Raw genomic sequence first — 14792 nt, 5'->3', positions numbered from 1 at the left:
GCAGGTCTTCTATTTGGACACGATCTCCGACTTGGCGTCTGGACTCACAGCAAATCGTGATGTGCTAATTGTCAATACGGCACGACTCACTACGCTGCGTATGTGTATTGACACTGAGATTACGTAGAGACTTAAGCTTTGGGATTCGCATATTTGGGTCTCTGTCGTAATGGCGCACCTGACCCTCAAAAAGCCTTTATCCGATTAACTTTCAAAATCAGTACGGAAATTAATCATATATGAAAAAGCGTAATAGCCGTTTCAGAAGTGCTAAACCAGCAATGCCCGATGAGGTATTCTCTGTTGGCCCACTGCAAGTTGCTCGCTTTGGTAAGCATGTTGCAATGACCTCTAACTGGTCTGAAGGACAGCACGCAGAGGTCATTGCGAAGTTGGCGGCTCGCTATCCCACTGTCGTCCAGGAAATAGACGATATCGTCAGCCAGATTTTTTCTGCCGTAAGTGTTCTACCACCTGATCAATTATTGATGCGCGCGTGGCAAGAGCAGCTTATATCTAACCAGCACATAAAGGTCGAGGCGGACGTTACGCAAGATGATGCCATGGCGTTGCGAATGATCGACTATGTACAGAGCGTGATCGCTGCAGCTTCACGTTGCGAGCCCCAAAAAATCGAACTTACAGAAGATGATTGGCAAGATCTGAAAACGAAAGTTGTTGCGCTATTCTCGAAGATAAACACTGAATACTTGAGCTGTGCTACTGCCTATCGTCGAACTTCTGGAGATTTTTACGACGAGGCGATGGAGGTTTTTCATACGCGAGCACAATTGCATTGGTGTAATATTCGTGGTGATTATTATCAGGTACATCAAGTTGATATAATATCGGACTTATTGAAAAATCAGTCCCGGCTGATTAAATCGGCATATGGTATCACTTCGGAAGATCTTGTTTTGGAAATCAGGAAGATTTGGCAATCATTGACGTTTGGTTTTCCAGAAGCGATGGCGTCTATGCGCCGTATCCATGCCGAGGTCATGGCGGAGATAGAGCGCATGCAGAAACAAAATGTCGTTTATACTTATAAGTCACCCGGAGATCTTGTTCGCGAGGTTACTATTCGTTTAGGTCATGCGGATGCGATACGTAAAAGCATGGATTCCTGTTTCAATATGGGACTTTTTGATCTGCGCAAGACAACCAATCTGCCACTCGATTTTTTAGAAGATTTTTCTTGGGCACCTGGCCAAGAAAAAGAATTTTTGGTCGATGGTGATTTTAAAGGTTGGCCGTTGAGAATTCAACCAATTTTCAAACGGCCTTTTTTAAAGTTGGAGGGGAATTATTACTGTTTCGATCTTTATTCATTGTGCGATAACTTTTACCGTCAAATCGAAAAGAAAATATTCCAGAGTTCAGGCATTGAAAAACAAGAATGGATAAAAAATCGAAAAATAGTGTCCGAAAACCTCCCGGTAGAATATTTTAATCGGCTCTTGCCTGGGGCTACTGTATTGCCGGAGGTATACTATCCAGTCATTTCAGCGTCCGGTGGTTCCAGGAATCTAGCTGAAGCGGATTGCCTTGTTATTTATGACGATCATCTATTTATCATCGAAGTGAAAGCCGGTGCGTTCACTTATACTTCACCTGCAAATGACCTGCCCGCGTACATTAAGTCGCTGAAAGCTCTTGTTGGGGAGCCGAGTAAGCAAGGGCAGCGATTCTTAAGATATTTAGAAAGCGCTGCAGAAGTCGAAATTTATGATGCACAACGACAGCCAGTGGGCACACTACGCTTGGGAGATTTTCGTTGTAAGTCAATTTGTGCAGTCACTCTTGATCCTTTCACAGAGCTTTCCGCTCAAGCTCAGCATCTGCACAAAATTGGGGTGGACGCTGGGGATGTTCCCGTTTGGTCAATTTCGCTCGCTGACCTACGAGTTTACAGTGATGTTTTTGTCGGACCTCTTGATTTCCTTCACTTTGTCGAACAGCGTATGGCTGCCGCTAGTTCAGAGAAGCTAGTACTCGACGACGAATTAGATCACTTGGGACTCTATTTTGAACATAATAATTACGTGATGCATGCGAATGAACTTTCAAAGAGTGGTGCTCATTTGCGATTCAATGGTTATCGTTCTTCGATTGACGCGTATTTCTCTGCGAAACTGTCCGGGTCTGATGACTTGACCCCGCCGATGCAAGAGCTTCCATATCGACTCCGTGAGCTAGTCGATTTCCTCGCAACTCAAGGCCACCCTGGTCGCTCCCGAATCGCAAGTTATTTTCTTGGTTTTTCTGGTGACTGGCGTTCTGACTTGAGTAAATGGATTGACGAGGAATTGATCGCTATCCCTCAGCGCGGTCGATGTATACCTCTATCGACGATTGGCGAGGTCCGGTTGACGACATTCTTAAATATTGATGGAATTGTAGAGTTGAGCCACGATCAGGCCGTTGAGCACACGCAGGTGGCAATAATTGCTTCTGGTGAATCAGACCGTATGCTGCTTGAGCTGACATATGGCCTCAGTGGCCCCATACGAGTCTTACTGTCGACAGTGTCGTTACACGGGCTTGCTCAGGAAAAGGTCGAGCTATTTAAAGAAAAAGCAATTGATTTGAAAGAAAAAAGACTTGCTCGCTCTGTTGCCAACTTTGGCAGCATTGGGCGTAATGAAATTTGTCCCTGTGGAAGTGGAAAGAAGTTCAAGAAGTGTTGCATGCCTTAGTTATTCAGGCACTAGGATGGCAGTAGTAATTGGCGGCCTAGGTTGTAGACACGGTATATGTTGTTTCATTTGAGAGTGGCGCCCCCACTTACTTAGGCTTCCAGACTATTCTCCGTTTTCACGAATGATGTTCCGCACTTCCTGAATATGTCGCCAGGCATGCAGGACCGCCCGCTTCGCGGCCTGCTTGCTATGGTAAATATGCTCCAGCGTCTTGAGCGTACCAGCGGCACCAGCCTGCTCCTGTCCCTCCTTTTTTTTCTTCGCCGCCACGTCCGTCCACTTGGCCAGCACTCCCGTGATGCCTTCGTCCGGGTCTTTCTCTTCCTCGCGCTCAGCCTCGACCACTTCCGTCTTCGTTTCAAACTCCACGCGCGTGGTAAAACCACTACCGCCCAGGCTGTGCGTGACCTTGGTTGACAGCCATGGCGTGGCGTCGATCTCTGGCTTGAAACCTTTCACCGTCACCGGAGATTGCGGGAACACGGCCGGGTTGCCCAAGGCCAGCGACATTTCGAAGGTGGCCAGGCCGCGCAGGATCCGCTGCCACTCCGCCACGGCGGACGCGCGCGCGTCGGCTTCCGTGGCAAAGATGGTGCGCAGACGCTTGCTGTTGCCCGGCACGCCGGCCACCACGCTGCGCCGGCGTGCATAGCGCTCGTCATGCCAGAACGCGCGCACGCCGGTGTAGGCGTTGCTTTCCGCGCTGTGGTAGCGGTGGCCGTCGCCCAAGGCGCGCGTGATCGTGATCACGGGTAGCGCCTTGCCGCTGACGGTGCGGCTCTGGTTGATCGGGATAAACAGCAGCGTGTCGTTCTTGACGGTGGCCACGGCGTCGTATTTCTTACCCAGCCGGCGCAGAAATGCCGCGTCGCTTTCGTGGGTCTGGTCGATGTGCGGCACGCCCGTGTCGCGCAGGCTGGCCGAAATGCCCGACGCCAGCTCATTCTGGAAGGCGATCAGTTCGATGATGGCGCCCAGGGTCGTATTGTGGAAACTGCGCTCTTCCTGGCGTTTGAATTTGTCGATCAGATTGGCCGACCTGGCGCGCAGAGTGATGGTGTCAGGCGCGCCGCTGTGTTCCACTTCATCGACCGTGAATTTTCCCATATCGACCAGCCCGCTCGACTGCCACCCCAGCGCCACAGCGATCTGCGCGCCGCGCGGCGGCAGCGCCAATTTGCCGTCGCTGTCGTCGAGCGAGATATCGAGCTGGTCGCTCTCGTCTCCTCGGCAGAGGTTCAACGTCAGGTTGACCAGGCGCGGCGAAACGATTGCTGTCAAGTCCTTGTCTTCGATACTGATCTTGAATGTGGGGATATGGTCCGTCATTTGAGCTTGTCCGCTGCATTGCCAATGGCGCCGCTGATGGTGGTGCCGATCTTGTTTTTCATGTCGCCGACCACGCCGCCGTACTTGGCGGTAATGCCATCGACCGCATTGCCCACCACGCTGCTGACAGCGCTCTTGGCGCTGCCCGCAATGCCGCTGGTCAAACTGTCGATGCTCAGCATGTTTTTCAGGTCGCCGATGTCACCCAGGCCCAGCATGGTCAGCACGCCGTCGTCATCGCGTTTCAGTGATACCGAAAACTCGACGCGGGCCGCCGAGCCGTGGGCGTCAAGAATGCTGCGGCCCTCCGTCATGCCCGTGATGCGGTACGAACCGAAGACGCGGCCGGTCCCCTGTATCAGGATCCACGACTTGCCCGTGTCGGCCATCATGCGCAGCGCATCGAGCGAATACAGGGAGCCGGTCAGTTCGGGCGCCACCCAGCCCGACAGCGTAATGGTGTCGTCACCTGGCCCCACGTACTGGTGTGCATCCCGCATCCCCACGCGTGCCGTGCTGGCGTGCTTCCATTCGGTTTGCCGTTGAAAATCCTGATAGGCCAGCGTGGGCAAGCTGAACACGAACATTCCCAAAATCATCATCATGGTGCTTTCCTTTATTCTCGATCAAACAGGCTTGAGCGCATGCGCGCCACCTTCTCGCGGTCGCGCTGCTCCATCGCGGCGTACACCGCGCGGGCGATGGCTTGGGGATCTGATCCGGCTTGCGCCTGGATCGTAATTTCGATCTTGTCACCTTGCACGATCATGCCGGCGCCGGCGGCGCGCTGCCCCAGCGGCGGGCGCGTATCAAACGCGCTGGCGGGCAGAGCGGCTGCTGCGCTGATGGCGATGCCTGCCCCCATCTGCGTCAAGCGCTGCGCCAGGCCGCTGACAACGCCTATCGGCTTGCCGCCGCTGCGGTCCAGCCCGACAGCGAGCCCTTGCATGGTGTAGTCGCCCAGCTCGGCAAACACGCGGCTTGGGCTGTGGATGCCCAGCTTCTCTTTGAACCAGCTGATGGTGCTGGCGCCGGCGCTGCTAATCGCATCCTTCACGGCGCCCATGGAGTTCTTGATGCCATTGACCAGGCCGCCCAGGATGTTGGCGCCGAACTCGGTAAATTGCGCCGGCAGCTTGATGCCGAACCAGCCCAGCACGCCAGACATGGCCTGGTAGAACAGGCCCAGCGGGGACCAATTAACGATCAGGCTACCGATACCAGACAGGCCGCCAGCGAAGGCCATTTTGATCTGCGACCAGACATCACCGAAGAACGACTTGATCGGTTCCCAGTATTTGTAGATCAGGTAGGCGGCGCCGGCGATTGCCGTGACAGCCAGGCCAATCGGGTTGAGCATAAAGGCCCGCCCAATCCACAGCACTGCTCTGCCCACCCACATCAACGAGCCGCCCAGCGCACGCATGATGGGCGTGAGCACGCCGCCGGCCACGCCCATCTTGGCAAACATGACGTACAGCATGGCGTACGGCCCCACCAGCGCGGCAATGCCCAGCATCAACGGCCCCAGCACCAGCAGTACGCCCGCCAGCACGGAGAAGCCCGCAATCATAACCTTGGCCACTGTCGGGTTGCGCTCCATGAATCCGTTTAAGCGTGTGACGGCGCTGATCGCCATTTCAAGCGCTTGCGAATACATGGGCAGGATCTTTTCACCCATGGTCAGCTTGAGGTCGGCCAGCTTCGACTGGGCTTCCAGTTCCTTGCCGCCTGCCGAGTCGCGGCCCAGCTTTTCCAGTGTGCCGATGTTGGCGGCGCCACGGTTGAGCTTTTCATTCTTGTGGATCTGCGCGCGCTGCAAATACATCTGCGAATACAGGTTCGACGCGGTGCGATTTGAAAAAATGCTGCCGATAGCGTCGAGAATCTTGCTGCGCTCGCTGATGCCCTTTTTTGCCAGTTGCGGCAGCAGCACCTTTTCCATCCATTCGAACTGGTTTTCTCGAAACAGGTCGGCGCCCAGCAGAGCGCCGGGGTCGAGGAACGATACTTGGCCCGCCTTGTCGTGCTTGACCTTGCTCTTGTCGCCAATCAAGCCAAACTCTTCCAGCTTGGCGGCCGACCGCTTCGTGGTCCTGCCCTGGTACAAGTTCTGGTACGCGCTCATCAGGGACGTGCCGACCCTGTTGCCGCTCATCTCCTGCACCAGCGGCTCCATCTGGTAGTAGAACGCGTCATCGCGCAAGCCCTTGGCGGCCAGGCCGCCGGTCTTGATCATGTTGAGCCATTCATTCGGGCCCACGCGCCCGCCCGTGGCCGTGATCACCTGCTGCACGATATTGGCCTGGGCCTCAAACTTTTCCTTGCTCTCCAGACCGCCGCGCAGCTCGATCACCTTGAGCATGTCCATGAACTTGCGTTCGTTGTCCGCGCCTTCCTCTTCACCGAAAAAGGCATGGTTCGCAAATTTCATTTTGGCGAGAGTAGGCGCCACCATTTCCGCATGGTGCACGTCAGCAAAGGCGCTCATGCCGTCGCGCATGAGTTGCAAATTGTCGAGCTGGCTCGTGCCGTAGGTCTTCATGTTGCGGGCGAATGCAACCGCTTCGGCCGATACCTTGTCGCCCAGGCCCAGCGCGTTGACGCGGCCCACCTCTATTTGGTAATGCTTCGCCTCATTCACGCCTTTGACGATGGGCGCGCCGACGAAGGCGCCGGCAGCGGTCGCGCCGGCGCCGGCCGCAGCCATACTGCCGGCCTTACTGCGCAGCTTGTCCGCGTGCGCGGTGGCAGCGGTAACGCGCTGTTGTTTGGCGGCGGTGTTGGCCAGTCGCTGCTGTTGCTGCGCCATGGTCTTGTTGGTAGCTTCAATCTCGCGCCGTAAGGTGCGTTCGTGATTGGCCAGGTCTTTGGTGCCGATGCCGGCGCCCGACAGGCGCTCGCGCATGATCTGCAATTGTTGGGCCTGCTGCTGGCCGGCCGTCTTCAACGCGCCCGCCGCTTTGACGGCGGCGTTAAATTCGCGCGTCATGGCACGCGTGGGATTTTCCACCTGCTTCATTTTGTTGGCCAGGCCGGCGACCTTCTGCTGCGCTGCATCGAGCTTGGTGCGCGTGGCGTCCAGGCCGGCGTGTAGTTCGCGGAATTTGCCAATGTTTTTTTGCTGTGTGTTCAAATCGCGCAGGCGGTCGCTGGTGGCCTTCAACGCCTTGGCCGTCTCGTTCGACCCACCGACGATTTTCTTGAGAGGGCCGGTGATCTTGTCCAGCGCCGCAAATACCACCTGTAATTTCAGATCCCGACCCGCCATCTATTCTGCTCCGCTTCGCTGCCTGGCGCGCTCGCGCCAGGACATTAATTCATTGATCGTAAAATCGTCCATCGCCGACGGTGCCCAGTGGAACACGCTGGCGATGTCGGCCATGGCGTCTTCTACTTCGCCGGGGATACCGAGAGGCGATCGGCTTTGCTCACCAAAAAATTGCCTACCTCCGCACCCACGCTCAGCAGATCGGCCGGGTCCATGTTGGCGATGTCGTGCGCGGTCAGGGTCGGTTCGGTGATGCGCGGCAGCACGACCTGCAGCGCCGATACCGACAGATTGGCCAGCTCGATCAGGGAGACGCCGCGCAGGGCACCGGCCTTCGGTTTGCGCACCGTCAGGGACGTGATCAGGCTATCGCCGCGTTTGATTGGCTCGTCGAGTTCGATAACGGCGTGAGATTGGGTATTGGTCATGATGCTTCCTTAAATTGTTGATGGATTGGTGGATGGTTAGAAACTACGTTCGCCACGGCCTACAGGCCGATGGCCTTGCGGATGGCGTCGTTGGCGCTGACGCCGCCGATGTTCTCGATGCCGCTCATGAAATCGAGTTCGATGACGTTGGCGCCATCGACCATGAGCTTGTAATAGCTGCACGCCATGGTGTACTTGTGCGTGGTGTCGTCGGCCATCTTGGCCGTGCCGAGGTCGAGCTCTTTGTAACGGCCGCGCACGACCACTTCAACGGCCGCCACGCTGCCGTCGTCGTCTTCCTGGTAGGCGCCAGCGAAGCGCAACTGCACGCCGCTGTGCGAGCTGGCGCCGTATTGTTTCAATGCTTCGACAATCAGGCCGCCCGCGCTCCATTCCAGCGACAACGCCTCATTGCCGAAATCGACCGACACGGGGCCGGTCATGCCGGCGGCGCGGTACTCTTCCATTTTCCGGCTCAGCTTGGGCAGTGTGACTTCCGGCACCATGCCCATGAAGGACACGCCGTTTTGGAACAGATTAAAATTTTTCAGTTTGCGGGGCATTCCCATATCGTTCTCCGGTGATTCGATGCGCCCGCGCGCGGCGGGCAGGTTGGTGTTTAGGCGGTGATGCGCGAGGCGAAGTCGGCCAGGTAGCGGTCGGTAATTCGCTGCTGGAATTTGAGGTTTTCCAGCGGCGGCACTGGCGTGTAGTCGTAGTCGATGGCCAGAACGCCAGCCTTGAGCGTGTCCTTGTCGTTGGCCTGCTCGTCATACCAGGCAGTGCCGTCGATGATGTAGCCCTGGCGCGCCAGATCGCGGAACTTGGCGTTGATGCTTTCCAGCATGTCGCGCACCAGTGACGGATGCAGCGGCAAATCGACAAATGCGAAGTGCGCTTCGGCGATGGTGTCGGCCAGCACCTGGGCGGTGCGGGTGTAGTTTTCAAAGTAGAAGAAGCCGCCTGGCACTTCGCAGGTACGCGAGCCCCAGAAGCGGTAGCCACCCATGTTGATCATGGTGGTGACCTCTTTGGCGTTGAGCACGCCGGCATCGGTGGCCGGATCTAGCAGGTCGAAAAACACATCCTTGGTGATGCCGGTGGGACCGTTGACGACCACATTGGACAGTGTTTTGTGCCAGCCGGTTTCTTCGTCGATTTTGGCGCGCAGGCCCATGGCGTAGGCCACAGCCGACATGCTGGCTTCGGCGTCGGTCGCGGTATTCCAGTTGACGAAATCGGGCCAGATGATCATCACCTCGCGCTGGCCGAACTTGCCACGGTAGGCGGTCGCTTCCGTAACGGTGGCGCAGCCGTGCGCCGATGCATAGACGAAGCCGCGCAACTGCTGGGCGACGTTGGCCATCGCACTGGTGACGGCCTGGGTGTCGATGCCGGGCGCGCCCAGAATGCGCGGTTTGACGCCTAGCTTGCTTTGCGCGGCCAGCAGCGCTTTGGCGCCCAGGTACTTGCCGTCTACCGACACGCCGCCCACGGCGTTGCTGGTGGTTTCGGCTTCGGTGTCGCCTTCGGCCACGCGTACCACGACCGTCAGCGGTTTGGTCTGCGCGGCGATAGCTTCCAGTGCGCGGTACAGCGTGCCGGCCTTGCCAGCCTTGCCCATGGCGGCCAGCACGTTGGTGACCAGCACCGGGGTATCGAGCGGGAACGCGACCGGATCGGCATCGTCTGCCGTGGCGACCAGGCCCAGCACTGCCGTGGAGACCGTGCGGATCGGGCGCGAGCCTTCGTTGATTTCGATGACGCGCACGCCATGGTGGTAGTCAGTTGCCATAACAGTTCCTATCTTTGAGTGAAAAATATTGAACGCCCGCGTTACAGGCGCTCGGCGCATCGTTAAGCAGTTGCATAAAGCCGCGAGATTGCCGTGAGGGTCGTGCCGGTGCTCGCCGCCAGTCCGTAAATTTTCAAGGTGCCGTCAATGCCCAGCACGGCGTAGCCGGTCTCAAATTTCTCTGTCGTGACCTGAAATTGAACCGGCGCCCGTGGAGTGAGCAACCGCCCCATGTATTGCACGATGGTGCCGTTGGCCCGATTGCCGCCGATGGTGTAGGTGGACGCGAATTCAACGTCGCCATCGGTGGCCACGCGGTATTGCGCGCTGGTGGCCACGAAGCCATTCACCACCGAATTAGCGCTGGTCCACACTGCTGGCATCGCTCGCCAATCAACGCGGTCATGGGCAACAAGGTTGCGTTGACCGAGAATCGTCTTGGCATGCGCGAAGCCTTGCAGCTTGCCCAATGTCGGATTGCCGTGGATGTTGTCCGGGATGAGCGGGTCGAACATGGTCAGGTTCGGCACCAGGTCCGGGTTGACCATGTTGGCGATCAACAGGCCGTATTCCGTCAGGCCATCCACCACCGGCACGCTGGTGGCGGCCGCAGCCTTCAGCAGTGCCATGCGGTATGGCGTCGCCAATCCATAGTTCAGCGATTTCTGTCCGCGAGGGCCGGCCTGGTCTTGCGTGTACCACAGCGGGAAAACATCAACGATGACGTTGGCATGCGCTGCTTTGGCGATGTTGATTGCTTCAATGGTGTTGGCATACAGTGCATCGACGCTGCTTTGGCCCTGGGCGTCATTCGTGCCCCAGGCGATGACCACATCGGTGGAGCCTGGCGGAATGCCGTTCTGTCGCAGGATCGCCAGTTGCGCGGCAGAATCATGGCCACCCACCGCCTGGTTGTTGTACTGGATCACCCGCGCGCCCAGAGAACCGTCCAGATATTGCGCGCAATAACGTGCCGGGCAACTGGTATTTTCCGCCTGCCGAGAGTCGCCGATGTAATACAGGCCGATCAGATCGGTCGATGCCCGCTCGAAGCCCTCCTGCAAGTAGAAGTCGGTCCAAACGCAATTGTTGACCGGGCCCGCCAGATAGCCGCCAAAGAAGACTTCCTGAACTGGTTCCTTGGTACGCCTTTGATAGAACACCGCGCCGTTCACAAGGATCTGCACCGTGAAGGCATCGAGCAGCGCGACCGTGACCACCGCCACGGCCATATCGAACGACTGGTGAAGCTGGCGATATGCGTCGGCAGGCTTCTGCCAGGCGTCGGTCATGGGCGGCAAGCCGGCTTCTTTCTCATGCACCACTGTGCGCCCGGTCGCCGTCTTGATACCGTAGTAGCCCTGCGCCGTCCGGGCGAATACGCAGGGGTGGAAGTCCCCCATCCCCGAAGGGATAACGACGCGTGCACTCAGCCGCTGTCCGACCCGCAAGCGCATGCCCGCGCCGTCAAACGCACCTGTTCCGGGGCTGTTGAAGATGATCGCGCTCTCGCTCAGTGTCACGGCGGCACTCACACCCAGCACCTCAAGGTCGGAGCCACCGTTGGCGTTACTGCCAGGCCAGACCAGCACCAGGGGGCGGAAATCCGCAGATGGCTTGACGGCCCGAACCATGGGTTTAATCAAGTCTCCCCGGCCGACAAAGCGTTTCTTTTTAGACAGCGGCTGCGGAAAACTGGTATCGCCCTTGTCCAGATAATGCATTCCCATTTTGAATGGGCTGTGCACTTCGATGTGTTCCCCGATCTCGCAGTCAAACGCCACGTTGCTGCTGTAGAACTTAACGCCCTTGTCTGCAGTGACTTTCAGCGCACCACGCAGGAACGTGTAGACGAACTCGTAGGCGAAGTAGTACACGTTGGTCTCGCCAGTAATAAATGGGAAATGGACCACCGGGCAGTCGTTGTACACGCGTGTGAAGTCCACCAACTTGAAGAAATTGTTGGTTCCCTTCTGGCTGTTCATGTCGAAGTCGCCGGCGCCGCCCAAGTCTTGCATGGTGACGATTTGACGCAGCTTCTCGGCCACCTTGATAGGTACGGTGCTGCCCACCTGGATGAACTCAGCCTTGGCGCCGGCCTGGTCAGCATACTCGCGCGTTGCCATGACGATACCCGGGTCGATTTGCAACTGCACCGTGTCAGCGCTCGAGACGACGAGCATCATGCGGATGCGCTGGTGACGCGCAGACCCCTGCGCCATCACCGGCTTATAGCTTGGTGCGCAGTTGCCCACCGCGACCAGGTCGCCATCGTCGTCACGGATGCCAACCTCGCGCACCCAAAAATTACCACTTTGTTCGGGGATGATGCCTTCGATAATTACCTGGCTGGAATTGAGCGGATCGAGTTCCACTTCGTTGAGCTTGGTTTGAAAAACACGGTTGACCAGTTGCGTTTGCGCCGGATCCGGCGTTGGCACGATGCCGTTGCCGTCGCCGATATCCATGGTGGTGAATTTGAGCGGCTTGCCGCCGGCTTTGGCTGCTGCATCCTTGGCCTCACCGGCAGCGGTCAGGACGGCGAAATACTCTTCTTGTTGAGACATACGAACCTCTAAAAATTATTGAACGGGTAACTTGGTTCAGGGGAAGCTCAATCTGGCGGGAGCGGTCGCCTCGGATAGAGGGTGAGCACGTCGGCGAGGTGAATACCGGCAGCCACGCGGGCGGCGCCGCGCACACGAATTTCTATCGCGGGCATGGTCTGGATGGTCATCGTGTCGCCGGTATGGATGCCGCCGCCGATCTTGCACAAGCCAGTGGCCCTCAGCTCGATTGAGCGCGGATACACCGTCAGCGTGTCGCCAAGATGGACTGCTGCCGCAATGGGGGATGAGCCCCGCAACCCCACGTTGATGGTCAAGCCGGTCATGTGGCGCGTCACAGGTTTGGCGTCGTCCACGAGGCGGTCGATTTCGTCATACATCGGGCCGGTGATGCCGGTACCCAGCACATCGAGTTCCAATTGAAATGTCCCGCGCGGACCCGGCGGCGTGGACTGGAACCACTCGCGCACATGGATGCCGGCGCTGACGTGACGCAGCGTGTGGCGCAGGGCGCTGATGGTGCCCTTGCTTTTATGCACTGCGAATGCGGCCTGAATCACAGCGCGCTTAGTGCTCACTGGCCAAGTGGGTTCCCAGTGGTCTACTGAAAAAGCGGCGGCCAGAAATGGCAGAGCTGATACAGGGCAGGTTTCAGGGTTGGCCAGGTCACGCAGTGGCACCGGGACGCGGTCGATCAAAGCGCCAGCGCGGGCGAGGTTGCGTTCTAACCTGGTGGCATTTGGCGGAAGAAGGTCAACCACGCTCGCCTCCGTTGACGATGTCGATACCGTCACAAAATGCCGCCTGCACGTTAGTGACAGCGATATCGTCGACTGGCTCATGCAGCACCACTTTTTTGACGCCCTCGGCATGCAGCGCTGCGGTGATCGCGGAGCGGTTCACGTCGCGCCCCAGGCGGCGACGTTCGGCGGCGTAGGCAGCGGCCCGTTCGCCGGCCAATTGCAGGATTGGTTCCGCTTCCGGGATGGACTCAAGGTAGATCGTGGCGCGGATGGCATAGTGCACGATGCCAGCCGTTCGCACCGTCAGGCGGTCGCCCAGCGGTCGCACGTCTTCATCGCTCAAGGCAGCGCGCACCACGTCCAGCAAGTCGCTGGCGGCGGTGCCGTCGCCAGCGGTGGACAGAACGGTGACGACCACCTCGCATGGTTCCGGGGACGTGGCAGTGACATCAGCCACGCGGGCGTCGGCGTCGCGGGCGTGCTTGACGTACGCGTTGCGGGGGCCGGCCACCGACAAGCCCTCATAGGCCAACTGGATCCGCTCGCGCAGCAAGGCATCAGTCTCCACCGTGGTGATGGTTGTGTCTCCATTGACCTGAACCGCGACCAGGCGCGTCAGATTGACGTTGGCGGCCAGTTGGTCCAGATCGGCGCCGGTGGCAAAGGCCAGCATCACGGCGCGTGCGCCATCGTTGACGCGCTGGCGCCAAACTAGCTCGCGGTAGGCGTTCTCCTGCAAGATCTTTGCCATTGGCTCGGATTCAATCTCAAGGGCGCGCGCGACTTCATCCTGCTGGGAGACTGGAAAATGCGACACGAGAGCCGCTTTGCGCTCGGCATAGATGTCTTCGAAGTTCAGCACTTCCACAATGCTGGGCGCGGGCAGCAGCGACAGGTCGATGGTGCTCATGCCGCGCTTCCTTGGCGGACGTCCACCGCAAGCTGGACAGATTGTCCATCTGTTGTACCGGACAGGATCAAGGATGCGGCGCCGCCCTGTCCGACTTCAAACTGCATGTCGGTCAGATCAATGCGGCGCTCCCACAGGCGCACCGCATAAGCGGTGGCGGCGTACACGCGCAGAATGGTGGCGTTGTTCAACGGCTGGTCCATCAGCTCCGGGACTTCCGATCCGTAGCGGCGGCGCGCGACGCGCGAGCCGATGGGCGTGGTCAGGATATCGGTAATGGATTGCTGGATATGGGCGAGACCTGACATAGCGCGGCCGGTGGTAGCGTTCATGCCTTGCATCACAGTGGCCCGCCCGACTTGTCGCTGCCAGCTTTGACGCCGCTGTGCGGGTGTTTGGCCAAGCTGACCGCGCCGGCCAGCACGTCGTCGCTGGCCTTAATACTGCCCTCCACGGTCATCGTGGTGCCGCCAGCGGCGCCGGCTTTGGCGGTCATGCCGCCATTCAATGCGGCGGTGCCCGTTACCGTGGCATCGTGCTGGACAACCAAGTTTCCCATCACGGTCAAGTCGCCGGTGCAGATGGTCCTGGGGGCATCTGATGTGACTTTGTCGGCGGTGATGATGGCGGTGCCGCCGGGCAGGCTGGCACTCAGAATATGCACGGCATGGTCGTACTGCACCACGGCGCCATCAGGATAATGGGTGGTGTGTATGGTGTCGCTCGACTCGGGCGCGTCAAATGCCTTGGAGAACAGCGCCGGCAAGATGACGCCACGCGTCAGGTCGCCGCCTGGTGAGATAACTATCACTTGTTCGCCCACAGTGGGCGCAGACCAGGCGCACGTGCTGCCGGCGCGCGGGGTGATCCAGTTCAACCATTCACTGGTGAGTTGCGGCCCGAGTTGGACGCGTGCTTTCGCGCCATTGACCTGGGCGATGGTGCCCAGACGGATCAGGTTTTGCAGCAAGCGGAGGAGGTCGGACAGGTCGGCGTTCATGCAATGCATGTTGCCGAAGTCCGCGTGCGGATGCACGCGGAGGCGGG

Annotated in this window: 13 protein-coding genes; 1 reads left to right on the top strand and 12 read right to left on the bottom strand. The window is 58.4% G+C overall.

Translation table 11 applies throughout. The features are described from left to right. Positions 1-239 precede the first annotated feature (239 nt). The gene (locus tag DUPY_RS27555) at positions 240-2699 is read left to right on the top strand and encodes an SEC-C metal-binding domain-containing protein (protein ID WP_084640726.1); all 2460 of its coding nucleotides are present in this window, start codon (positions 240-242) and stop codon (positions 2697-2699) included. A 105-nt stretch (positions 2700-2804) separates the two neighbouring features. On the opposite strand, the gene DUPY_RS14820 is transcribed toward DUPY_RS27555, so the two are convergent. The 12 genes from DUPY_RS14820 to DUPY_RS14770 all read right to left on the bottom strand — a co-directional run bounded on the left by DUPY_RS14820 (position 2805) and on the right by DUPY_RS14770 (position 14745). Further along, complete coding sequence (locus DUPY_RS14820; protein ID WP_070249155.1) at positions 2805-4031, bottom strand: phage late control D family protein; 1227 nt, start codon at positions 4029-4031, stop codon at positions 2805-2807. Next, positions 4028-4636: a phage tail protein gene (locus DUPY_RS14815; protein ID WP_070249154.1), complete on the bottom strand. Its 609-nt coding sequence runs from the start codon at positions 4634-4636 to the stop codon at positions 4028-4030. Before DUPY_RS14815 ends, DUPY_RS14820 begins: the two co-directional genes overlap by 4 nt. Before the next feature lie 11 nt (positions 4637-4647). Further along, positions 4648-7302, bottom strand: a complete 2655-nt coding sequence (locus DUPY_RS14810) for a phage tail tape measure protein (RefSeq protein ID WP_070249153.1) — start codon at positions 7300-7302, stop codon at positions 4648-4650. Beyond that, positions 7303-7416, bottom strand: a complete 114-nt coding sequence (locus DUPY_RS27255) for a GpE family phage tail protein (RefSeq protein WP_071651646.1) — start codon at positions 7414-7416, stop codon at positions 7303-7305. Between the two features lie 8 nt (positions 7417-7424). After that, positions 7425-7730: a phage tail assembly protein gene (locus DUPY_RS14805; RefSeq protein ID WP_070249152.1), complete on the bottom strand. Its 306-nt coding sequence runs from the start codon at positions 7728-7730 to the stop codon at positions 7425-7427. A gap of 59 nt (positions 7731-7789) precedes the next feature. Beyond that, a complete protein-coding gene (locus DUPY_RS14800; RefSeq protein ID WP_070249151.1) occupies positions 7790-8299 on the bottom strand; it encodes a phage major tail tube protein in 510 nt (169 codons plus the stop codon). Positions 8300-8349: 50 nt separating this feature from the next. Then, on the bottom strand, positions 8350-9525 hold the full coding sequence (locus DUPY_RS14795) for a phage tail sheath protein (protein ID WP_070249150.1): 1176 nt from the start codon (positions 9523-9525) through the stop codon (positions 8350-8352). 62 nt (positions 9526-9587) lie between these two features. Continuing rightward, positions 9588-12092 carry a phage tail-collar fiber domain-containing protein gene (locus DUPY_RS14790; protein ID WP_070249149.1) on the bottom strand — a complete coding sequence of 835 codons (2505 nt, stop codon included), beginning with the start codon at positions 12090-12092 and terminating at the stop codon, positions 9588-9590. A 47-nt stretch (positions 12093-12139) separates the two neighbouring features. Next, the gene (locus DUPY_RS14785) at positions 12140-12853 is read right to left on the bottom strand and encodes a phage tail protein I (RefSeq protein WP_071651645.1); all 714 of its coding nucleotides are present in this window, start codon (positions 12851-12853) and stop codon (positions 12140-12142) included. After that, positions 12846-13745, bottom strand: a complete 900-nt coding sequence (locus DUPY_RS14780) for a baseplate J/gp47 family protein (RefSeq protein ID WP_070249147.1) — start codon at positions 13743-13745, stop codon at positions 12846-12848. Before DUPY_RS14780 ends, DUPY_RS14785 begins: the two co-directional genes overlap by 8 nt. Continuing rightward, the gene (locus DUPY_RS14775; protein ID WP_307188194.1) at positions 13742-14077 is read right to left on the bottom strand and encodes a GPW/gp25 family protein; all 336 of its coding nucleotides are present in this window, start codon (positions 14075-14077) and stop codon (positions 13742-13744) included. Before DUPY_RS14775 ends, DUPY_RS14780 begins: the two co-directional genes overlap by 4 nt. A gap of 8 nt (positions 14078-14085) precedes the next feature. Beyond that, complete coding sequence (locus DUPY_RS14770) at positions 14086-14745, bottom strand: phage baseplate assembly protein V (protein WP_070249283.1); 660 nt, start codon at positions 14743-14745, stop codon at positions 14086-14088. Between the last annotated feature and the right edge of the window lie 47 nt (positions 14746-14792).

Source organism: Duganella phyllosphaerae (genome assembly GCF_001758785.1).
Lineage (GTDB): Bacteria > Pseudomonadota > Gammaproteobacteria > Burkholderiales > Burkholderiaceae_D > Rugamonas > Rugamonas phyllosphaerae.
This window is presented reverse-complemented; position numbering and strand designations above follow the sequence as displayed.